Origin of the sequence: Enterococcus sp. S53 (assembly GCF_016516865.1) — a bacterium.
Classification (GTDB): Bacteria; Bacillota; Bacilli; order Lactobacillales; family Enterococcaceae; genus Enterococcus_D; species Enterococcus_D innesii.
Map to the genome: position 1 here is coordinate 290,365 of NZ_JACVUH010000002.1, position 20,097 is coordinate 310,461.

The 20,097-nt window shown below is 42.3% G+C and carries 19 protein-coding genes; 4 read left to right on the plus strand and 15 right to left on the minus strand.

Annotated features, from left to right (window positions below; genetic code table 11):
• Nucleotides 1-34 precede the first annotated feature (34 nt).
• The 4 genes from recD2 to IAE45_RS04400 form a co-directional block, all read right to left on the minus strand.
• Nucleotides 35-2,689: an SF1B family DNA helicase RecD2 gene (gene recD2 / locus IAE45_RS04385; protein WP_200125154.1), complete on the minus strand. Its 2,655-nt coding sequence runs from the start codon at nt 2,687-2,689 to the stop codon at nt 35-37.
• Between the two features lie 20 nt (nt 2,690-2,709).
• A complete protein-coding gene (locus tag IAE45_RS04390) occupies nt 2,710-3,363 on the minus strand; it encodes a histidine phosphatase family protein (RefSeq protein WP_086292693.1) in 654 nt (217 codons plus the stop codon).
• 17 nt (nt 3,364-3,380) lie between these two features.
• The gene (trmL, locus tag IAE45_RS04395) at nt 3,381-3,884 is read right to left on the minus strand and encodes a tRNA (uridine(34)/cytosine(34)/5-carboxymethylaminomethyluridine(34)-2'-O)-methyltransferase TrmL (protein ID WP_077452506.1); all 504 of its coding nucleotides are present in this window, start codon (nt 3,882-3,884) and stop codon (nt 3,381-3,383) included.
• Nucleotides 3,885-4,236: 352 nt separating this feature from the next.
• The gene (locus tag IAE45_RS04400; RefSeq protein WP_200125156.1) at nt 4,237-5,079 is read right to left on the minus strand and encodes a methyltransferase domain-containing protein; all 843 of its coding nucleotides are present in this window, start codon (nt 5,077-5,079) and stop codon (nt 4,237-4,239) included.
• 102 nt (nt 5,080-5,181) lie between these two features.
• Between IAE45_RS04400 and IAE45_RS04405 the strand changes: the two genes are divergently transcribed.
• Entirely contained in the window at nt 5,182-5,823 is a 642-nt protein-coding gene (locus tag IAE45_RS04405) for a copper homeostasis protein CutC (RefSeq protein ID WP_016621321.1), read from the plus strand.
• 75 nt (nt 5,824-5,898) lie between these two features.
• Here the strand turns inward: IAE45_RS04405 and IAE45_RS04410 are convergent, their stop codons facing one another.
• Both IAE45_RS04410 and IAE45_RS04415 read right to left on the minus strand, forming a co-directional pair.
• A complete protein-coding gene (locus tag IAE45_RS04410; protein WP_077452509.1) occupies nt 5,899-7,680 on the minus strand; it encodes an ABC transporter ATP-binding protein in 1,782 nt (593 codons plus the stop codon).
• Nucleotides 7,667-9,418: an ABC transporter ATP-binding protein gene (locus tag IAE45_RS04415; protein WP_077452510.1), complete on the minus strand. Its 1,752-nt coding sequence runs from the start codon at nt 9,416-9,418 to the stop codon at nt 7,667-7,669. The genes IAE45_RS04410 and IAE45_RS04415 overlap by 14 nt, the downstream gene beginning before the upstream one ends.
• A gap of 144 nt (nt 9,419-9,562) precedes the next feature.
• On the opposite strand from IAE45_RS04415, the gene IAE45_RS04420 reads away from it, so the two are divergent.
• The gene (locus tag IAE45_RS04420) at nt 9,563-10,399 is read left to right on the plus strand and encodes an AraC family transcriptional regulator (protein ID WP_081118450.1); all 837 of its coding nucleotides are present in this window, start codon (nt 9,563-9,565) and stop codon (nt 10,397-10,399) included.
• A 59-nt stretch (nt 10,400-10,458) separates the two neighbouring features.
• On the opposite strand, the gene mgtE is transcribed toward IAE45_RS04420, so the two are convergent.
• From mgtE to IAE45_RS04440, 4 genes are read right to left on the minus strand one after another with little or no spacing between them, the layout of a single operon-like run.
• Nucleotides 10,459-11,823, minus strand: a complete 1,365-nt coding sequence (gene mgtE / locus IAE45_RS04425; RefSeq protein WP_081118449.1) for a magnesium transporter — start codon at nt 11,821-11,823, stop codon at nt 10,459-10,461.
• 17 nt (nt 11,824-11,840) lie between these two features.
• Nucleotides 11,841-12,740 (minus strand): RluA family pseudouridine synthase, encoded by a 900-nt coding sequence (locus IAE45_RS04430; RefSeq protein ID WP_081118448.1) that lies wholly within the window; start codon nt 12,738-12,740, stop codon nt 11,841-11,843.
• 4 nt (nt 12,741-12,744) lie between these two features.
• Nucleotides 12,745-13,542 (minus strand): NAD kinase, encoded by a 798-nt coding sequence (locus IAE45_RS04435; protein WP_170920136.1) that lies wholly within the window; start codon nt 13,540-13,542, stop codon nt 12,745-12,747.
• 5 nt (nt 13,543-13,547) lie between these two features.
• On the minus strand, nt 13,548-14,216 hold the full coding sequence (locus IAE45_RS04440; protein ID WP_077452515.1) for a GTP pyrophosphokinase: 669 nt from the start codon (nt 14,214-14,216) through the stop codon (nt 13,548-13,550).
• A 195-nt stretch (nt 14,217-14,411) separates the two neighbouring features.
• Here IAE45_RS04440 and IAE45_RS04445 point away from each other — a divergent pair, with 195 nt between their 5' ends.
• The gene (locus IAE45_RS04445; RefSeq protein WP_200125158.1) at nt 14,412-14,987 is read left to right on the plus strand and encodes a CYTH domain-containing protein; all 576 of its coding nucleotides are present in this window, start codon (nt 14,412-14,414) and stop codon (nt 14,985-14,987) included.
• 108 nt (nt 14,988-15,095) lie between these two features.
• Nucleotides 15,096-15,752 carry a DsbA family protein gene (locus IAE45_RS04450; RefSeq protein WP_077452517.1) on the plus strand — a complete coding sequence of 219 codons (657 nt, stop codon included), beginning with the start codon at nt 15,096-15,098 and terminating at the stop codon, nt 15,750-15,752.
• 8 nt (nt 15,753-15,760) lie between these two features.
• Here the strand turns inward: IAE45_RS04450 and IAE45_RS19175 are convergent, their stop codons facing one another.
• The 5 genes from IAE45_RS19175 to spxA all read right to left on the minus strand — a co-directional run bounded on the left by IAE45_RS19175 (nt 15,761) and on the right by spxA (nt 20,063).
• On the minus strand, nt 15,761-15,883 hold the full coding sequence (locus tag IAE45_RS19175) for a hypothetical protein (RefSeq protein WP_259280079.1): 123 nt from the start codon (nt 15,881-15,883) through the stop codon (nt 15,761-15,763).
• Nucleotides 15,884-17,701, minus strand: coding sequence for an oligoendopeptidase F (pepF, locus tag IAE45_RS04455; protein ID WP_200125160.1), 1,818 nt, complete (start codon nt 17,699-17,701; stop codon nt 15,884-15,886).
• A 60-nt stretch (nt 17,702-17,761) separates the two neighbouring features.
• A complete protein-coding gene (locus tag IAE45_RS04460; RefSeq protein ID WP_200125162.1) occupies nt 17,762-18,760 on the minus strand; it encodes a competence protein CoiA in 999 nt (332 codons plus the stop codon).
• 101 nt (nt 18,761-18,861) lie between these two features.
• Nucleotides 18,862-19,512, minus strand: a complete 651-nt coding sequence (locus IAE45_RS04465) for an adaptor protein MecA (protein WP_077452520.1) — start codon at nt 19,510-19,512, stop codon at nt 18,862-18,864.
• A 152-nt stretch (nt 19,513-19,664) separates the two neighbouring features.
• Entirely contained in the window at nt 19,665-20,063 is a 399-nt protein-coding gene (spxA, locus tag IAE45_RS04470) for a transcriptional regulator SpxA (RefSeq protein WP_003127030.1), read from the minus strand.
• Nucleotides 20,064-20,097: the final 34 nt, after the last annotated feature.

Below are 20,097 nucleotides of genomic sequence, written 5' to 3' on the forward strand. Positions count from 1 at the left end.
AAGGTACCTTTTTTAGTATTTTCTCATCTTTCAATCAGCCGTTTTTTGCGGGCATAAAGTCGTATGGAGAACAGTCCTTCATGCCAATCATTGGATCCACTAAATGCTTTTTGACCATCGTTAAGGTCAATACACCATCGTTCGACGTTTCTTCGATGAGTGCTTCTTCCCCCATAGTCCCTTCACTTAGGTCTTTTCCCCCTGACAGAGGCTTTGCAATTTCTGTCTGATTTGATGTCGACGGCTCAGTCTCAGCAAAAGCAAACAAGTCCAGCCCACTATCAGAGGTCTTTTCTGCAACTTGCTGGTTCGCAGCAGCTTCCGCACTGGATTGGTCCTGTAACTTCGTCGATGACGTTTTTACTTTCCTGTTTTCAGAGGAATCATCATAAAACGGATCATCCGCTTCTTCAAATTGGGCCAATTTTGCTCGTTGCAGCGGCGTCATTTTTTCCGTACCATTGATACGTTCTTTTAATGTCGTTAAGCGAGTAGCAGATTCGTGGCTGACACAAGTTTGGTAGGCTTGCGGTTCACCAAGTAAAATCAGCATTTCTTTGCTGCGGGTCACAGCAGTATAAAGCAGATTGCGTTGCAGCATACGTTGGTATTGATGAACCATCGGCAAAATAACCATTTGAAATTCACTACCTTGAGATTTATGGATCGAACAACAGTAAGATAATGTGATCTTATTCCATTCATTCCGCTTATAGGTCACTTCATTGGCATCAAACTGAATGACCAGTTCGTCAACCTTGTCTTCCGACTGTTTGGCTAGAGTGATCCCAACGATTTGGCCCATATCGCCATTAAACACGTTATCTTCTGGTGAGTTTACCAACTGCAAAACCTTATCACCGATACGATACACCGTATCATTGAAGGTCACCTCTTTTTTTGTCCCATCATTGGGGTTAAAAATCTCTTGCATCATTTTATTCAGAGCATCGATCCCGGCTGCCCCACGATACATCGGTGCCAACACTTGAATATCTTGCGGCGTGTAGCCTTTGTCTTTTGCCCGTTTCACGATCTGAGCGATCAACGGTTCGATTTTGTAAGCATCACACGCAAAGAAGGAGCGATCTTTTTGGTTTTGTGTAAAATCAGCAGGCAGCTGTCCGTTTTTGATGGCATGAGCCAGTGGAATGATGCTTGATCCATCTCCTTGACGATAGATTTCCGTCAATTCTTGTTTCGGGATCGCATCGATCGCTAGCAAGTCATGAAGGACTTGTCCTGGTCCCACAGAAGGAAGCTGATCTTTATCCCCCACAAAAATCACTTGCATGTTTGTAGGGATTGACTTAAAGAGCGTATTCGCCAACCATGTATCGACCATAGACATCTCATCGACGATCAATAAGCCGCCTTCTAATTCTTTCGGGCTAATCGATGGCGCTTTTTCACGTCCGTTCAAGCCTAACAAACGATGGATCGTCCCGCTTGGCAAGCCTGTCGTTTCATTCATCCGTTTGGCGGCTCGACCAGTCGGTGCTGCCAAGAGAATCGGAAAGGTTTCTTCACTGTATTTTGATGGCTCTAAGTCCAGATCGTTCAACTCAGCAAACAATTGTACGATCCCATTGATCACCGTCGTTTTCCCGGTACCCGGACCACCTGTCAAAATAAACAATGGCGAACGAATGGCTTCTTTGATTGCTTCTTCTTGCGAAGACCCATAGGTGATACCTAAATGCTTCTCAATTTTTCGCAGCGTTTTGCTGATTGTTTTCTCAGGATAGACGATTTCTTTTTTGCGGGAAAGCAAGCGCTCGATGGAACTAGCGATTCCCCATTCAGAAAAGTACAGACTGTTTTCGTACAAACGAGTTTCTTCTTGCTGGATTTTTCCTTCTTCCACTAATTGAATGATCGTTGATGCCAGGTCGTCTGGCGCAATCTCAATAGGACGACTCGTTTCTAATAAACGCAGTGTCTGCTCTAACAAGTCTTGGGCATGGATAAAGGTATTGCCTGTCTGCAAGGATTGCGCAAAGATCTGATGCAAGACCGCCGCTCGAAACCGTTGCGGCGACGAAGCTTCGATCCCTAGCTGCTCAGCGATGCCATCTGCGCGTTTAAAGCCAATGCCTTCAATGTCTTCCACCAACTGGTAAGGATTTTCTTCGATAATTGATAATGCTTCATTTTTGTAGGCTTGATAGATTGCAAAAGAAAGCTGACTACCAAAACCATAGCGGCTCAAGCCAACGATCACTTGATCCATCCCATGATTTTGCCGTACAGTATCTAAAATCATTTTTTGCTTACTTTCATTCAATCCTGGAATCTGCTCCAACAATGTTGGTTCTTCCAGCATCCGGTCGATCGCTTCTTCTCCTAAAAGGTCAACGATTTTTTCAGCGGTCTTCTTGCCGATCCCCGGAAATTTTTCTCCAGAAAGATAGGCGATCAACCCTTGTTCAGAGGTCGGTTGTTCTTGTTGGTAGCTTTCGGCCTTCAACTGGACACCATACTTGGGATGATTGACCAGCTCACCAAAAAACCGATACTTTTCCTCTTCTTGGATTTCGCCGAAACTACCAGTAACGACGATCTCCGAGTCTTTGTAGTCGGCATTATTCTCAGTGACTTTAACTAATAGTACTTTATAAAAATTGCTGGGATTCTGGAAAAAGATGGCGGCAACATGGCCGACAAAAAACGTTCTTTCTGGAATCATGGTGCCGCTCCTTTCATGGTTTACAACAAAGCGTCTAATCCTGCCTGATTGCTTAAAAAGCTTGCTTCATTCCAAAGTTTTAGTTCAAAAGGCAATACTTTTTGTTCATTCGTCTCTAATAAGCTAACGCTGTTATTGACTAATCCACCTTGCTCTCTTAATTCGGCTAATGGTTTGCCTGCAAGCCACTGAATAGCAGCCGTAAAGGATGCCCCATGCCCGACGAACAATAATGGGCCTTCATGCTGCATCACCGCATCCATGACGACGGTCTCGATCCGGCTCAATGTTTCTTGGATCGGCTCACCTTTAAAGGCACTTGGATCGTAACGATCCAAGTGATTACGCAGATCAGTCAGTTGTTGGGGATACTTCTCATGCATTTCATCGATGGACTGACCTTCCAATTCACCGAGTCCGATTTCTCGCAGATTCTCATTATAAATGATTTCAACTGGGTGTTGGAGTCTTGCTTGGATCTCTTGGGCAGTCACTTTTGCTCGCAAAGATGTACTTGAGTAAATCTTCTCAAAAGGAATAGCTGCCAGATAATCACCGAGTAATTTAATTTCGTCATAACTTTCTGGCAATAACGGCGAATCCCCCAGCATTCCTTGAAAGCGGCGTGCTTGGTTCCACTCTGTTTTTCCGTGACGGGTAAAGTATAATTGCATCGAAAAAGCCTCGCTTCTTAGTCTAATTTGTCGTTCTCATAATGATGCGTCAATTCCAATTCTGGGAAGCCTTGCTGTCGCAAAACTTCATAAATGATCAAAGCAGCCGTATTTGATAGGTTAAGGGAACGAACATGCTCATCATTCATTGGGATCCGCAAACATTTTTCGGCATGCTCACGCATAAAACTTTCTGGAAGCCCCGTCGTTTCTTTCCCGAAAATGAAGAACTGATCATCATCTGCGGTGTAATCGACGTCAGAATACACGCGATTGGCAAATTTCGAAATCAGATACAACGGACGCTCCCCTAAAAAGTCCATAAAAGCAGCTAAATCTTTATGATAGGTAATATTGACATCATGCCAATAATCAAGCCCAGCTCGTTTTAATTGCTTGTCATCCGTTGAAAAGCCTAAAGGCTCGATTAAGTGTAAATGAGTATTTGTTGCTGCGCACGTCCGTGCAATATTTCCCGTATTGGCCGGGATCTGAGGTTCAAAAAGAACGATGTGATTCATAGATAAAAACTCCTTTCGCTCGGATACTACCGATCGGTTCTCGCTTTCCTTTGTGTCTCTGTATCTTGCGTTTTACAATTGATTCTCAATAGATTCTTCAATAACTTCTATAGTACCATATTTTGGCACGCTTGTTTTTTAGAAACGACATTTTTTGTATAGAATTTTGGGCATAAAAAAAACGTACCAACTCGGTGTCGATCACTGCGAGTCGTTACGTTAGTGAAGCTCTTTTCACTAACTTTTATCAGAACAGGAACCTGATAAAAACCAATGAAAAATGACTTGAGAACAATATATCACTCCCATGGCATGATTGCAAGAGTAAATAACAAAAAAGTTCAAAATATTTTCAGGAAATTTTCGCAATCAACACCTCAACATCAACAGTGATCTGTCTCAAAGGAGCTTGCCGGAGCTTTTCTTTGCGTTCCTCCGAAGCCCCCCACTCTAACGGGGACATGGCAAGTAAATCTTGGCGATTTTCTTCAGGGATCGTAAAAACATGTGTCACTCTTTGACGGGAGGCGTCAGGGTAATGTTCAAAAAATTTAGTGACGACCCGTTCATTTGAGTATTGCTGTTTCGCTTCATCATTCGGATAAAAAGCAGCCCGCAATTCTTTTAAATAATCCGCCGCAGGGACGACTTTGATCAACTGTCCACCCTTTTTCAAAATACGATTGAACTCCCCATAATTTGACGGCGAAAATAGATTGAAAATCGTATCAAAGCTCGCTTCAGCAAACGGCAAGTTGGTCAGATCCGCCACACACCAAAAAGCCGGTACGTTTTGATTGGTTGCTAGATAAACTCCGTCTTTGGCGATATCAAAGCCGACAGCCGCCTGGGTCTCTTCATTGACCAGCTGAGCCAGAAAACTGCCTTCGCCGCAGCCGACATCTAAAAGATGCTTAGCATCCCCCAAAACTGCTTTGATGCATTCAATGACTGGTGCATACATGCCGCTAGCAATCATACGTTGACGCGGCAGAAACAGTGCTTGATCATAATCTGCTTTGACTTGATGATCCAAAAAGAAAAGTGTGCCTTTCTTTGATAAGTCAAATCGATGACGATTTGGACAAACCAAGCCATTTTCGGTCGGGAAAAATGCTTGGCGGCACAATGGACATTCAAATAAGTGATAATGGGCGTTTAAAAAAAGGCGCCCGCGATCGATTTTTTTTAACATTCAACTTCCCTCATCTCTGCTCTACTTTAGCATATTCATGTGGTAGAATGCTAGTGGATAGAATAACAAATCAACTGAACAACCATCTATTGGAGGTAAATCATGTTAAAAGAATTTTGTGCAGAAAATTATACCAATATTCCCTTAGCAATCGCCCGAGGCGCACAGCGGATTGAACTCTGTGATAATTTAGCGGTCGGCGGAACAACACCAAGTACCGGTGTGCAAGAAGAAGTTTTGCAATATGCTGGTGAAAAAGGAATTCCCGTTATGACAATCATCCGACCTCGAGGCGGTGATTTTGTTTACAATGACACTGAGTTGAAAATCATGCACACCGACTTGATCGAAGCAAAAAAACTAGGAACAGACGGCGTTGTTCTAGGTTGCTTAACTCCTAGCGGCTGGTTAGACGAAGAAGCATTGGAGCTATTGTTAGAAACCGCAGAAGGCTTGCAGGTTACTTTTCACATGGCCTTCGACGCGATTCCTGCAGCGCGCCAATTTAAAGCGATCGATTGGTTAGCTGAGCATGGCGTACAGCGGATTTTGACCCATGGTGGTGCTGCAGGGACTCCGATTGAAGACAACTTCGATCATCTGAAAGAATTGATCGCCTATGCTGGTGAGCGTTTAACGATTTTACCTGGCGGTGGCATTTCCTTTGAAAATGCCCAACATGTTGCTGATACATTAGGTGTAAAAGAAGTTCATGGAACCAGAATCGTCGACCTTAATGATTGAGCTTGCGTGACACAAAAGAATCAAGCAAAGAAATCCCCACAAACGATGAGAACGCATCGTTTGTGGGGATTCTTTTTATATGGCTTGCAATAAGTCGTATTGTGATTGATACAAATGATGGTACAAGCCTTTTTGTGCCATTAGCTGATCATGGTTACCAGATTCAGCAATCGTGCCCCCTGCCACGTAAAAGATTCGATCAGAATTTTTGATTGTGGACAGCCGGTGAGCGATGATGAATGAAGTTCTGCCTTCTAACAGCTTCAACAGTCCTTCTTGCAGCAATTCTTCTGTCTTCGTATCGATACTAGAAGTAGCCTCATCTAAGATCAAGATTTTTGGATCAGCCAACAACGCTCGGGCAAAGGAAATCAGTTGCCGTTGCCCCGCAGATAAAGTACTTCCTCGTTCTTCGACGACGGTTTGATAGCCGTCTTTCAACTCCGTGATAAAGTCGTGAGCACGGACGATCTTCGCTGCTTCAATGATCTCTTCTTCTGTCGCATCTAATTTTCCATAGCGAATATTTTCTATGATCGTTCCTGAGAAAATAAAGGTATCTTGCAGCATGACCCCCATCTGTGAGCGCAGGGATTCCAGCGTCACGTCACGAACATCCATTCCATCCACTTTGACACTGCCTTCATTGACATCATAAAAGCGGCTCAGCAAGTTGATGATCGTGGTCTTTCCTGCACCGGTAGGACCAACCAAAGCAATGCTTTCCCCGGGTTCGATGTGGAAATTGACATCAGAAAGAATGTTTTTGCCTTCTTCGTATCGGAAGGTCACGTGTTCAAAATCAACGGTCCCTTTCATCGTCGGCAATACTTTTGCATCTGGTTTGTCTTCGATATCTGGGACTTCATCCATCGTTTCAAAAATCCGTTCAAGATAGGCTGTTGCTGTAATCAAAGAATTATAAAAATTCCCGATATTGATGACTGGATTCCAGAAATTATTGATATAACTGATAAAAGCGATCAGAGTACCTGTGCTGACATCGACACCGATTTGGCGAATGCCGACAAAATAAATCAAACAAGTCGTAATGACTGAAATGTTTTGCACCCCAGGCCACATGAGAAACTGAATTTTGACAGCTTTCATCCAGGAAGTCCGATAATCATTGCTGACTTCTTGGAAAATCTCTGCATTTTCTTCTTCCCGTGCGAAGGATTGGGTGATCTTGATGCCGGCAATACTTTCATGAATGTAGGCATTTAAATTGGACTGTTTATTACTCAACACCTGATAAGCTTTGCGCTGGTTATTTTTGATTACCATCACCATGATGAACAAGATTGGCAGCAACGCAAGGGAATACAGGGTCAATTTGAAGTCGATCGCAAACATAAAAATCAAGGTGATGATGACGTTGAAAACATCGGAAATCAAATTGATTAGTCCATTACTCAACAGGTCACTCAGTGTATTGATGTAGTTTACGATGCGGATCAAGATCTTGCCATGGGGCCTTGTATCGAAATAAGAAAACGGCAGCCGCTGCAAATGTTCAAAAATATCAAAGCGCATATCCTTCAATACGTCTTGCCCAATATTCGTAATATGGTAGATACGATAACGCATGCAGACGCCAATAACGATCAAGGTCACTAGAAAGGCAGCTCCTAAAAGCAGCAATTGATTGACATTTTTCTCAGGAATCGATGAGTCGATGGCGATCTTCGTGAAAACAGGCGCCAGCATTCCTGCTAAGTTTGCCAGGATGATCGTAAATAGTACTTTCCCAATACTTTTTTTATACGGTACGACGTATTGGGACAAACGCTTGAAATCCTTCCAGCTAAATTCCTGGTCTAATTCCTCATCCACATCAAATTTATTTCTCGCCATCGTCTTCACCTCCTGACAAGCCTAATTGTTTTTGATACACTTCATAGTACTTCCCTCGCAGTTTGACGAGTTCTTCGTGAGTGCCTTGTTCGACAACCCGACCTTTTTCCATCATCAAAATCTGATCGGCTTCTCGAACAGAGGAGATCCGATGAGCAATGATAAACGTCGTTTTCTCTCCTGTTAATTTTGTCAGCTCTTGTTGGATCTTCGATTCTGTCTCCATATCGACGGCAGACGTCGTGTCATCCAAAATCAAGATCGATGGATCTTTGGCTAAGGCCCGCGCAAGGGAGATCCGTTGTTTTTGTCCGCCAGAAAGTCCGACGCCTCGTTCACCGACAATCGTCTCGTAGCCTTGAGGCATTCGAGAAATAAAGGTATCTGCATCGGCGACTACGGCCATTTGGCGAATAAAGCCTTCATCTGCTAAAGGATTTCCAAAAGCAATATTGTCAGAGATAGTATTAGAAAACAAGAAGACATCTTGCATCACCATCGAAATATTTTCACGCATTTGACGCACAGGATACTCTTTGGCATTTTTTCCATCAATCAATACTTCCCCTTCAGTCGGATCATAAAAACGTCCAACTAAATTTACTAACGTCGTTTTTCCAGAGCCGGTTTCGCCTAAGATCCCTAACGTTTGTCCCGGCCCAATCTTGAAGTTGATGTTCTCCAGTACATTTTGCTCTGGATCATCTGAAAAATGGAAAGAGACATCTTTAAATTCCACAAATCCTTTGATCGGTTCTAATTTTTCTTGTTGGTGAACCGGTATTTTCGATTCTTGTGCCAGCATTTGTCGAATTTTGATACAGGCCGCAGAAAATCGCTGAACATCGTTGATCAACCAGCCACTCATACGCATGGGGTTGTTCAACATCCATAGATAACCATTAAACGCAACAAGATCTCCTAAGGTCATGTCCCCATTGATTACGAAAATTCCGCCTAAAACTAAGGCAATGACTGACAAACTTCCTGCTAAGCCATCAAGCCAGGGCAGATAGGTACGGGAAACTTTGGCAGATGCCATGTTGCGGGTCTTAAAATCTTCGTTGTAGGAGCGAAATTTTTCGATCTCAAAATTTTCACGAGCGAAGGCTTTTACGACCCGATTGCCGCCAATATTTTCTTCTACCATTGAGTTCAAGCGAGAAAAGCTCTCACGAATGTCAAAAAACAATGGGTGTGCCTTTTTAGACATGCGGTTGGTCAACAGAAAAATGATCGGTGTGACAGCCACCAGTGCCAGCATCAATTTCCAATCAATAAAGCTCATCACCACCACCGCTGAAAAGAACCATAAGATACATTCAGCGATATTATAGGTCACCCAAGAAACAAAGTGGCGAATGGCATCGGTATCCCCTGTCATTCGTGCCATAATATCTCCCACACGAGTGTGATTGAAAAAGTCGAAATCCAATTCTTGCAGTTTCTGATACAAATCTTCCCGTAAATCGTATAGCGTATTTTGTCCGACCCGTTCAAATAAAATCTGATAACTATAGCGGACAATGGTGCGAATGACGGTCGTCGCAATCATGATCAACAGTAATGGAATCAATAAGTGCGTTTTTTGCTGATTGATGACATCGTCGATCACCATTCCTCCCAAGTACGGATTAACAATGATCAGCGCTGCATTGATCACTAAAAATAGGATCGCCAATATGATTTTTCCGCGGTTCTTTTTGGCATAGCGCCAGATCCATTGTGTATTACTCATCTAATTCCCCCTCTCGTTGTTAAGCTTAGCGTTTTGAAAAGCGATTTAAATGGTTTTTCTTACTCATTTTGATGTAAAATATTAGTAAGAAGCACCATTCCTTTTTTTTACAGGAAATGGGCACCCAATTGGAGTGAATCAGCCATGAATTTAGTTAACCCTCGGACCTTCAATCCCGAAATCATCTATCTCTTTGATCCATGGACGCAATCAGAAAGTCATGGAGAAATGCACCATCATGACTTTTTAGAAATCAGTGTCTTGTTAGAAGGAGAAAGTATGTATTATTTTGAAAAAGAACCAGCGAAAAAAATTCGGGCTGGCAGTGTCATGCTTTTCAATCCTGGCGTCGATCACTGTGAATTGCAGCCTAAGGGCACTCGCTCTCATCAGCTGCATATTGGTTTGAAAAATATTTCTTTGGAAGGGTTTAAACGAAATTTTTTCCCTAACAAACATCCCTTGTTGGAGCTAGGCAAATACCATCATCAAGTTTTGGAAAAAGCATGGCAGTTGGTGAGAGAAAGCAGTGAAGAGCGGGATGAGTTTCAATTGATGCAAAAAGCTGTTTTGATGGAGATGCTCGTCTACATTTTACGTGGACTAAATGAAGACCACATCAATGTCGTTCCTTACCTTTCCAAAAGCCAACGAAGACAACAACAGATCGTCAACTATACCGTCTATTATTTGGAAAATCATTACAAAGAAGAAATCACGTTAGAGAAGCTCGCACAAGATCAATTTCTTAGCCCGACGTACCTTTCAAAGATTTTTAAAGAGGCGACAGGGGTCAGCCCCATTAACTATTTGATCGAAATTCGCTTAAAACGTGCCAAAGATATGTTGAAAAATGACAACCTCACGATCAAGGAAGTTGCCTCAGCCGTTGGCTATCAAGATGCTTATCATTTTAGCAAGTCTTTTAAAAAACTTTATGGTGTCTCCCCTTCTGGGGTGTTGCCAAAACCCAAAAATTAAAAAGCAAGCCAATGATCCTTCACTGGAAGAAAAATCATCGGCTTGCTTTTATTTTGTGTTCATTGAATAAAATAGTTCATAAAAAGACTGGCAATGTTGAAGTAGATCAAGACACTGGTCAAATCACTGAGGGTCGTAATAAACGGACCGCTCGCCACTGCCGGATCAAACCCAAGTTTGTCCATTAACATCGGAATCAAGCTTCCTGCTAAGTTGGCTACTGTGATAGCACACATCATTGCCATCCCAATGACAAAACCTAAAATTGGATTTTGTTTCCAGACGGCCACGATAGCAAAAATCGTTAATCCGGTAATAGCTCCTGTGAAAAGTCCTGTCAGCACTTCACCGACCACTGTCTTCATAAAACTATTTTCTTTGTCATCATTGATCGCTAAGCGACGGACGGCCACCGCTAAAGATTGGGTACCGGCATTGCCGGCGGTTCCGGTAATCAGTGAGATAAAGACAGCGAGAATACTCGCTTCACTGACTAATTCTTCATAATGGCTGATTAAACTGGCGGTGGCCATTCCGAGAAAGAGTAAGGTGATGAGCCAAGGCAATCGTCTCGAAGACGCCTTGATCGGGTTCTCACTGACTTCTTCCACATTGACCCCTGCCAAACCAGAGTAATCACTGGCTGCTTCATCATCGATAACGTCGATAATATCATCGACGGTCACGATCCCTAATAGATGATCGTCATAATCGGTAACAGGTAGCGCGAGAAAGTCATAATCCCGGAAGGTCTGAGCGACATCTTCTTGGTCATCTCCAACATGGACGGACATGACCCGCTCGTTTAAAATATCAGCGATCATGGTATCTTCATCATTGATGATCAAGTCTCTTAGAGAAATAACCCCAACAAGTTTGTTATCAGTATCCACAACATAAATATAATAAATCGTCTCAGCGACATCGGCGGCATTTTTTAAGACATACATCGCTGAACGAACCGTTTGGTTGGCCACAATGGAAACAAACTCGGTTGTCATCAATGATCCAGCTGTTTCATCTTCATAATGCAATAGTTCTTTGATCTCGCTAGCGGCTTCAGCCGTCATTAGACTCAAATATTTCGCCGTTTGTTTCTTGTCCAATGTATTCAGTAGATCGACAGCGTTATCGGTATACATCTCTGCTAACATCGTTGCAGCATATGCCGGACGCATTTCTGAAAGATAGTCCACCATGTTTTCGTCGTCTTCTTCAATGACGTCAAACATGTCTGCTAATTCCTTCGGCGATAGATACGTATAGACGATTTGTCGAGCGTCTGCTTCTAGAGATTGGTAGAATTGCCCCTGCTCGTAGATATGCAGATCCAAGAATGCCTCACGAAATCCCTGGATATCATTGTCTTTTAATGCTTGATTCAGTTGATCAAACCGTTCGGTTAATTCTTGATTTTCATCCAATCTCTTCACCTCATTTGTTATTGCTTAACGATAGCTGAACAAACAGCGGCCATGTCTGCAGGTAAAGGCAGGTCAAAAGCCAACGGTTCATTCGTAAAGGGATGCTGAAATTGCAGCTGACAGCAATGAAGTGCCTGTCGTTTGATCCCAAAAGCCATTGATCCCCCATACATCTCGTCTCCTAGTAAGGGACAACCGATCGCAGAAAAATGGACCCTTATTTGATGTGTCCGGCCTGTGTGTAGTTGAATGTCGACTAATGCGCAATCTGAATTGCGCTGTTTTAGCCAATACTCCGTACGTGCCTCTTTTCCTTCTTCACTGACCTTGCGTTTCAAAAGCGAGGTCAAGTCCCGAGCTATAGGCAAATCGATCTCGCTATGGGCGGATAATGCGGAAAGCTCTCCCGCAATGAGGGCTTGATATTTTTTGACAACTTGCTTCTTTCGTAACTGGCTATCCATCTTTGCATGGGCAAAGCCATGTTTTGCAAAAAGCATCAATCCTGATGTGTCACGGTCTAACCGCGTCACTACATGGATCACTTGGTCTTCATAGTGTTGCGCTTGATAGTAAGCTTTGACTCGATTAGCCATCGTGCCGGTCGGATGGTATTGTGCAGGAATCGATGAGATACCAGCCGGCTTATTCACGACTAATAGATGGGCATCTTCATACACGATCTCAATCGGTGTCGGGTCAGGCAGCATCGTTTCATGTTCCCCTTCAGGAGGAATTACAATAGTTACCCTATCATTTTGCGCCAAAGAAAACAAGACGTTTTGCTCGTGGTCGTTCACAAATATCTTTCCGCCTTGAAATTTGATTTTCGCTAGTAACCCCTTGGATACTCCTTGTTCCTTCAAAAAATATTTGACTTGCTGCCCTTGGCCGGTATAGTGATACGTAAATTCCATGAGTTCATTCTTCTCCAATAAAGGAATCTTTGACCCGATTCCAAAAATGCATATGCCGATAAGACGCAAAATGAATCCGTTCATCGGCAATACGGTAATAAATTGCATCGATTTCTTCTTGTTCGATGGTAAATTGATCGATCGTCACTAAATAGTCGGTACTTTGCTGCAGTTGCACTTTGACCCATTCATGGTGACCCACGACGATCGGCGAACCAAGGGTCCGAAAGACACGATTGTTCAACGAAGCAATCTCTGCCAATTGAAAGGCATTGATACTTGGGTGCAAGACTGCACCACCAACACTTTTGTTATAGGCAGTTGAACCGGTTGGCGTAGAAATCGATAAGCCATCCCCGCGAAATTTTTCAAAGAGGTCTTCTTTAATAGAAATATCGGCAACCATGGTGCGATTGCCACGCTTGATCGTTGATTCATTCAGTGCAAGGAAATGCTTATCTGGTTTGCCATTCGCATAAGTGATACGAACATCTAATAATGGATAGCTGACGCTTTTTTGATGGTCATTGCACAAAGACTCGACTAATTCTTCCAATTCATAATCTCGCCAGTCCGTATAAAAGCCGAGGTGACCCGTGTGGACCCCTAAAAACTGCACTTGATCCAACTTATGATTGTACAAGTGAAAAGCAGAAAGAAGCGTGCCATCTCCACCAACAGAGATCACTAATTCAGGGTTCTCTTGATCGATCTTGTTTTCAGACTGCTCCAGGAGAACAGTTAAACGCTTCGTCACTTCTACTGACTTACTTTCTTGATTATGGACGATTGCCACGCGGATGCCATTCATTCGGTCTCCTCCTTTGGCAACTTGGGCGTGTCATGTCCGCCACGCTTGCCTTTCCCATGAGAAAACAACCGCTGTGCCTCTTGGATCTCTTCACGAATATTAGACATCTCTTCATCTAACTGATAGGCAGCTTCTGCAGAACGTCGTAACCGCTCGCTAATTTCAGCAGGAAATTCTCCTTGGTATTTGTAGTTTAGTGAATGTTCGATCGTTGCCCAAAAATTCATCGCCAGTGTACGAATTTGAATCTCCGCTAAAATAATTTTTTCTCCATCGATCAATTGAACGGGATACTCGATCACTAGATGGTACGAACGATAGCCGCTGGCTTTTTTATTGGTGATATAGTCCCGTTCAATGATGACTTTCATGTCTTTGCGTGTTCGCAACAATTCAACGACTTGGTGAATGTCTTCCACAAATTGACACATGATTCGCAAACCGGCGATATCAGACATCTCTTCTTCAAGCCGATCCAATGCAATCCCTCGTAATTTGCTTTTCGTTAAAATACTATCCACTGGCTTGACACGACCCGTGACAAATTCAATGGGAACATGTTTGTTTTGTTCCCGATATTGTTTTCTTATGCCTCTTAATTTTACTTTTAATTCTGAAACCGCCTGTTCATAAGGCGCTAAGAATTCTTCCCAATCTCGAATCATTCTTCTCCCTCGATTCTGTTCATAACATACCCCTTATTCTACCATACTCTTGGAATAAAACTGAATGGACAGAAGTGCAGAAACAAAAGATTTTTTGTCTGATCCAATCGTTGCTGCTTTTCTTTGTATAGTTTCTTTGACGGAATAGTTGAAACAGCGTACACTATGGTTGCAATAGAAAGAGAGTGAAAATCGATGGTCGAACAAGTAGAGATTGAATATAAAACGATGCTGACGGAAAAAGAATACCACCAGTTGCTTACTTATTACAATTTATCAGAAACAGCCTTCAAGACACAGACCAATTATTACTTTGATACAGCAGACCATAAATTGCGGGAAAAGCAATTTGGTTTGCGTATTCGCACGACGACTACCCATGCGGAGTTAACACTAAAGACCCCCATTGAACACGGTCTACTAGAAACGACTGATCCTTTACCGAAGGAAATCGCTGCGTCATTAATTGATTCAGAAAAAATTCTATCTACGGGTGTAGTTGCTCAACGCTTAAGAACAGCGAATATCGAACCTGATTCATTACGCATGATCGCAGCATTAAAAACGAGACGGGCGGAATTCCCGATCAAAGAAGGATTACTCGCTTTGGATGAAAGCTGGTATGGTCAGCAACATGATTATGAATTGGAGCTAGAAGTAAGCGAGCCGCTCCAAGGAAAGCTTGCCTTTCAATCGTTGTTGCACACCTTTGATATTCCTTACCGACCAGCAAAAAACAAGATCATTCGTGCTGTTGAAGAAAAATCATAGTAGGCTGCCCTTTTGCTTACTTTTTTCGCGTTTTTTTGCTATATTTAATAAAACATACTTATTTTGTTTTTCAAGATACGAAAGAATCTTAATTGGGGAGAGATTCAAATGATCGAACTATTTTTATTTATTAATCCGATTGGGCCTATTTGTTATGATATCGAAAAAGAGATTCTCAACAGATTAAATACAAATCGAAAAAAAATCCATTTGCAGATCCTACCTTTCGTTAATTTATTTTCAGTAGGTGTTTCGATGGACTATTTGTCCATGAACAAGGCGGATTTGGTCTTGCGTAATGAACAGACCAACCAAATCTACGCTGCGTCACTGGACTATAAAGCAGCCCAGTTGCAAGGGAAAAAAATTGCTCGGGATTTCTTATTGAAACTGCAACAACGAATAGGGATCGAAAAACAGGAATATTGTGACACCTTAGTAAAAGAGCTATTTTCAGAAACGAACGGTGATTTAGAGATGTTCTTAGAAGACCGTACATCTGAGCTAGTGAAAAAGAACTTTGCCACCGACCAAAGGGTAGCGAAAGACATGGGCATCACGATCACACCTTCTGCTGTGGTGTATGATTTTTCAAGCGAAGAAGAATATGGTGTCCTCTTGGAAGGATCAGAAGAGCTAAAAAGTCTTCCACTTATCTTTGGCACAGCGACAGAGCTTGATACATTTTTACAAAGTGCACAATCCTTACAAGCACCAAAACTTTCCATGATTCATGAAATTGATCGCGGGTTGATTCTTTTATGAAACCCTATTCAATAGCAATGCTGCGCAACGAGCCAAACGATGACTTTACGTTTGGCTCGTTGCGCAGCGTTTTCATTGTGCGCGAACAAAAAACAAACCAATCCATTGTGGATTGGTTTGTACTGTTTCATTTATGCTTCGATTTCTTTAACGAGTGCTTCCAATTCATTCAAGCGTTGCTCAAATACTTTCATCGCATCTTCAATATAATCTGCTTTCGTCATATCGACGCCTGCTTTTTTCATGACTTCGATTGGATAATCACTACGTCCGGCTTTCAAATAGTTCAAATAGTTGGTTAAAGCATCCGGTTCGCCAGCTAAGATTTTCTTCGCCAAAGCAGAAGCTGCGGAAAAACCAGTTGAATATTGGTAGACATAGTAATTGTAATAGAAATGAGGGATTCGTGACCATTCGAGACGAATCTCAGGATCTTTTTCAACTGATGGTCCGTAGTATTTCGCATTTAACTCGGCATAATTCTCGCTTAAGAATTCACTGGTCAACGGTGTTCCTTTCGCATCTTCTACGTGCATGAAATGCTCGAACTCGGCAAATTGCGTTTGACGGAAAATCGTGCCTTTGAAGCCATCAAGAAAATGATTCAAGACATAGGCTCTAACCCGTGGATCAGTCTCAGTCTGAAGCATGTATTCCGTTAATATATTTTCGTTCGTCGTCGAAGCGATTTCTGCTAAGAAAATCGAATAATCGCCATAGGCATAAGGCTGGTTATTCCTTGTGAAATAACTATGCACACTGTGCCCCATCTCATGAACAAGGGTGAAGAGTTGATCCAATCGATCATTCCAGCTCATTAAGATATAAGGCAACGTGTCATAAGCACCTGACGAATAGGCACCACTGCGTTTGCCTTTGTTTTCAACGACATCGATCCACCGATTGCTGAAGGCTTCTTCAACTACAGCGAGATACTCTTCCCCTAATGGTTTTAGCGCTTCTTTCGCTTTTTCGACTGCTTCTTCATAGGTGTAGCGAATCGGTGCTTCCCCTAAAATCGGCGTGTACACATCATACATATGAAGTGTGTCGACAGCCAACAGGCGTTTTCTTAATGCCATATAACGGTGTAGTAACGGCAAATGTTGATTAACGACGTCCACTAACGTATCATAGACACTTTCAGGAATATGATTGGCACTCAAAGCGGCTTGGCGTGCGGAATCGTATTTACGGGCTTTGGCTTTAAAGTTGTGGGCTTTGATATTCGTACTTAAGGTTTGGGCAAAGGTATTACGGAATTGCTCATAGACGCCATAGAGACCTTTAAAGGCCGCTTCTCGAACAGAGCGATCTGTACTTTCCATCAACTCACCGTAGACACCATGTGACAGCTGCACTTTTTCCCCATTTTCGTCTTCAACGACTGGAAAATCCAAGTCAGCATTGTTTAAAACAGAGAAAATATTGCCAGGGGCACCAAAAATTTCGCCAGCACCGGCCAATAACGCTTCTTGATCGGCAGGCAAAACATGGGGCCGCTCGTTGATGGTTTTTTCGATCATATGACGATAAACTGCTAACTTAGGTTCTTGATCGAAATAGCCCCAAATCGTTTCATCGGACATCGTCAATAACTCGGGATCAAACCAAGCAACGGCTTCACTTACTTGCGCAACTAAACTGCTGGCTTTCGCATATAAGCCTTGATAAGTCGTATTAGCGGTGTCTTGGTCGTTTTTTAGATGGCTGTACACATACAGTTTCTCCAAGCGGCGAGAAAGATCTAAGACAAATTCTAAAGCGGCTAAAAAGGCTTGCGGACCGTCTGCTAAAGTGCCTTGGTAACGGCTGGCTTCTTTGACCTGTGCTTGAATTTCTTGAAATTCTATGTCAAAAGCCGCATCATCGGCATAGATTTTCGTTAAGTCCCACGTTTTTTCGACTGGGATCGATTCACGTGCTGGTAATTGTTTTGTTTCTGACATTCCCTTCACTCCTTGTTCATTGGTTAAAAATATCTTATCACACTTTTCAACGAAACCAAATCATTGGCTTGAAAAAGAAACCGAATTTTCTAAATATTGGCATTCTTGAAAGATTTCTCGCAATATTTCTCTTTGATCAAGCAAAGGAAAGTGCCATTGCCAATGCAACTGCCTCAGCCGGATCAACCACTGCTCAAAACTAATGGGACAATCACTTAAATAGAGAAAGCGAAAAATCAGTATGCGGTGTTCAAATAAAATGCCAAACCGACTTTCACAGTAGCACCACAGAGGCAGCTGTGAGACATTCCCATTCAACGGGTATACTATTTCTTGAATCTCTCTGATTTTGGGCAGTTTATTTCGTAGTTTTCGAATCACCCACAATCGATAATCGGTCGCTACCCATTCAGAAAAATTGTGGGTCTTCGATCCTTCTGTTTCGCACAAAGGTCGAAGTGTCTCTTTCCTGTAAGGCTCCCCTTTTTGTGTAGCAATTCGTCGACTGCTTACCCCTTCTTGATAATGCCATTTGATTTGGTGAAGCCTCACTAATGCTTGATTTCGCGTATCAATGAGCCACAAGCAAAAGCCAGTAGACTGATAAGTACAGCAGGCTTTTGCCAAAAACGACCACTGGCGTTTCGGATACAATTTGGTCCCGAGGATCCACCAAGGCTGATAGCCATTTGCTAAATAAGTGGTGGTTCGTTCCAGAAATCGTGAAAACTTGAGGGAAGAACACTGGACTTCAATGGCGATATTCTTGTAACAAAGGTCAGGACGCTGTTGGAGTTTAGGCAAAAAGGCTTCGATCTCAATCCCTGTATCTTGAAACCACTCAAACAAAAGTTGTTTTGCTTCCAAATGTTCCTTCGTTTCCCCTTCACTGTACGTCTGACAATCAGTACTGGTTTGATGGGCAAAGTGGGGCTGTCGCTTTGGTCCCTGCCTCAAAATCACTTCTTTCTGACATCCTGGGCAATAAAAAGGGCCCGATGATTTCTTTCTCCCTTTCGCTGCAATGACTTCTTTTCTTTGGTTCAACGCTTTCAGCATCTGGCTCACCTCAATAAAAAGATACGCCATTTTCTTTAATCACAATTGAAAAAGCCAAGAACATTGTCAAAATGTCCTTGGCTGGAAATGATTTTCATTCATTAATCATTCTTGAAGTAGAAACGAGTCAATTCAAGTGCATCGTTTTCCATAATCAACTCACCGTATTCAGATAAAACCTCTGGTGTCACTGACGTCCGCTGAGCAAACTCCATCAAATAAGAAAGTGCATTTTCCACTTCAATATCAGTAACATCTGCATCCATGAATCGAATTTCAATATAATAATGGTTGCCCATTTGGTAAAGATTGGTTGCAACAGAATCCAAATATACTTCGGATGCCAATTGAATCATATCTTCGAATCGCAACAACTCGAATACAAAACGATTGCCGATATCTTCTGCTTGCTCCGACTCTTGTAATTGAGCCGCCACATGTTTTTTCAACATATCGGTAATGTCTTCATTCGCTTCATCGTTCATCTCATCAAAATTTTCCATTCCTTCTGGTGGAAGATTTTTGCTAATAAACAATTCTAACCCATCGCCTTTAGGCAAGACTTGGAAAGTTACAGCTTCACTGCCTTTAAATTCTTCGTCAATATCAACTTCTTCAAGAATACTGTAAAAGAAGTTTTCAATTTCATTGTGATTTCCTAGAAGGTCAAGAAAAGTGATGCCTCTCGCAGCTAAGTCTTCACTTTTGATCAATACACGAATGGTGTTCTCATTGATATGTTCCATTTCCATATTAGCTACACCTCACTTTTGCTACTCACTATAGGTTCATTGTATCGAAACCTGATAAAAAGTAAAGAGAAAACGAATATCCTCTTAAGAAAAACGTAAAAACTCAAAAAAAGACTCACTTTCTACGAGAAAGCGAGTCGATGAAGTCAAATTTATAAGCCTGCCATTAATTGCGCTTGTCTTAGTTCCAGTTGGCGAACATCCCTTGGTAAGAACCGACGAATTTCATCTTCGTTAAACCCAACTTGCAATCGTTTTTCATCAATCATGATTGGCCGACGTAATAATCCTGGATTTTCTTGAACAAGTGTCAATAAATCTTTTAGGGGCAGGTCATCTAGATCCATATTCAACTTTTGGAATACTTTGGATCTGGTGGAAATAATTTCTTCTGTGCCATCTTCTGTCATCTGTAGAATTGCCTTAAGCTCAGAAATATTTAACGGTTCTGAAAAAATATTTCTTTCAACAAAAGGGATTTCGTGCTCTTGTAACCACGCACGAGCTTTGCGACAAGATGTGCAACTTGGGGAAGTGTATAGTGTCAACAACGTGCATCTCTCCTTTTTAATTTTCAATCAAGCA

Excerpts from the sequence above, each read along its gene's own strand:
- IAE45_RS04440 (WP_077452515.1), bottom strand. The coding sequence starts at position 14,216 with ATGATTCGAGATTGGGAAGAATTCTTAGCGCCTTATGAACAGGCGGTT.
- trmL (WP_077452506.1), bottom strand. The coding sequence starts at position 3,884 with ATGAATCACATCGTTCTTTTTGAACCTCAGATCCCGGCCAATACGGGA.
- IAE45_RS04400 (WP_200125156.1), bottom strand. The coding sequence starts at position 5,079 with ATGTTAAAAAAAATCGATCGCGGGCGCCTTTTTTTAAACGCCCATTAT.
- IAE45_RS04430 (WP_081118448.1), bottom strand. The coding sequence starts at position 12,740 with ATGGAATTTACGTATCACTATACCGGCCAAGGGCAGCAAGTCAAATAT.
- IAE45_RS04450 (WP_077452517.1), top strand. The coding sequence starts at position 15,096 with ATGATCGAACTATTTTTATTTATTAATCCGATTGGGCCTATTTGTTAT.
- IAE45_RS04465 (WP_077452520.1), bottom strand. The coding sequence starts at position 19,512 with ATGGAAATGGAACATATCAATGAGAACACCATTCGTGTATTGATCAAA.
- IAE45_RS04410 (WP_077452509.1), bottom strand. The coding sequence starts at position 7,680 with ATGGCGAGAAATAAATTTGATGTGGATGAGGAATTAGACCAGGAATTT.
- IAE45_RS04445 (WP_200125158.1), top strand. The coding sequence starts at position 14,412 with ATGGTCGAACAAGTAGAGATTGAATATAAAACGATGCTGACGGAAAAA.
- IAE45_RS04390 (WP_086292693.1), bottom strand. The coding sequence starts at position 3,363 with ATGCAATTATACTTTACCCGTCACGGAAAAACAGAGTGGAACCAAGCA.
- IAE45_RS04460 (WP_200125162.1), bottom strand. The coding sequence starts at position 18,760 with ATGCTGAAAGCGTTGAACCAAAGAAAAGAAGTCATTGCAGCGAAAGGG.
- IAE45_RS19175 (WP_259280079.1), bottom strand. The coding sequence starts at position 15,883 with ATGAAACAGTACAAACCAATCCACAATGGATTGGTTTGTTTTTTGTTC.
- IAE45_RS04405 (WP_016621321.1), top strand. The coding sequence starts at position 5,182 with ATGTTAAAAGAATTTTGTGCAGAAAATTATACCAATATTCCCTTAGCA.
- pepF (WP_200125160.1), bottom strand. The coding sequence starts at position 17,701 with ATGTCAGAAACAAAACAATTACCAGCACGTGAATCGATCCCAGTCGAA.
- recD2 (WP_200125154.1), bottom strand. The coding sequence starts at position 2,689 with ATGATTCCAGAAAGAACGTTTTTTGTCGGCCATGTTGCCGCCATCTTT.
- IAE45_RS04420 (WP_081118450.1), top strand. The coding sequence starts at position 9,563 with ATGAATTTAGTTAACCCTCGGACCTTCAATCCCGAAATCATCTATCTC.
- IAE45_RS04415 (WP_077452510.1), bottom strand. The coding sequence starts at position 9,418 with ATGAGTAATACACAATGGATCTGGCGCTATGCCAAAAAGAACCGCGGA.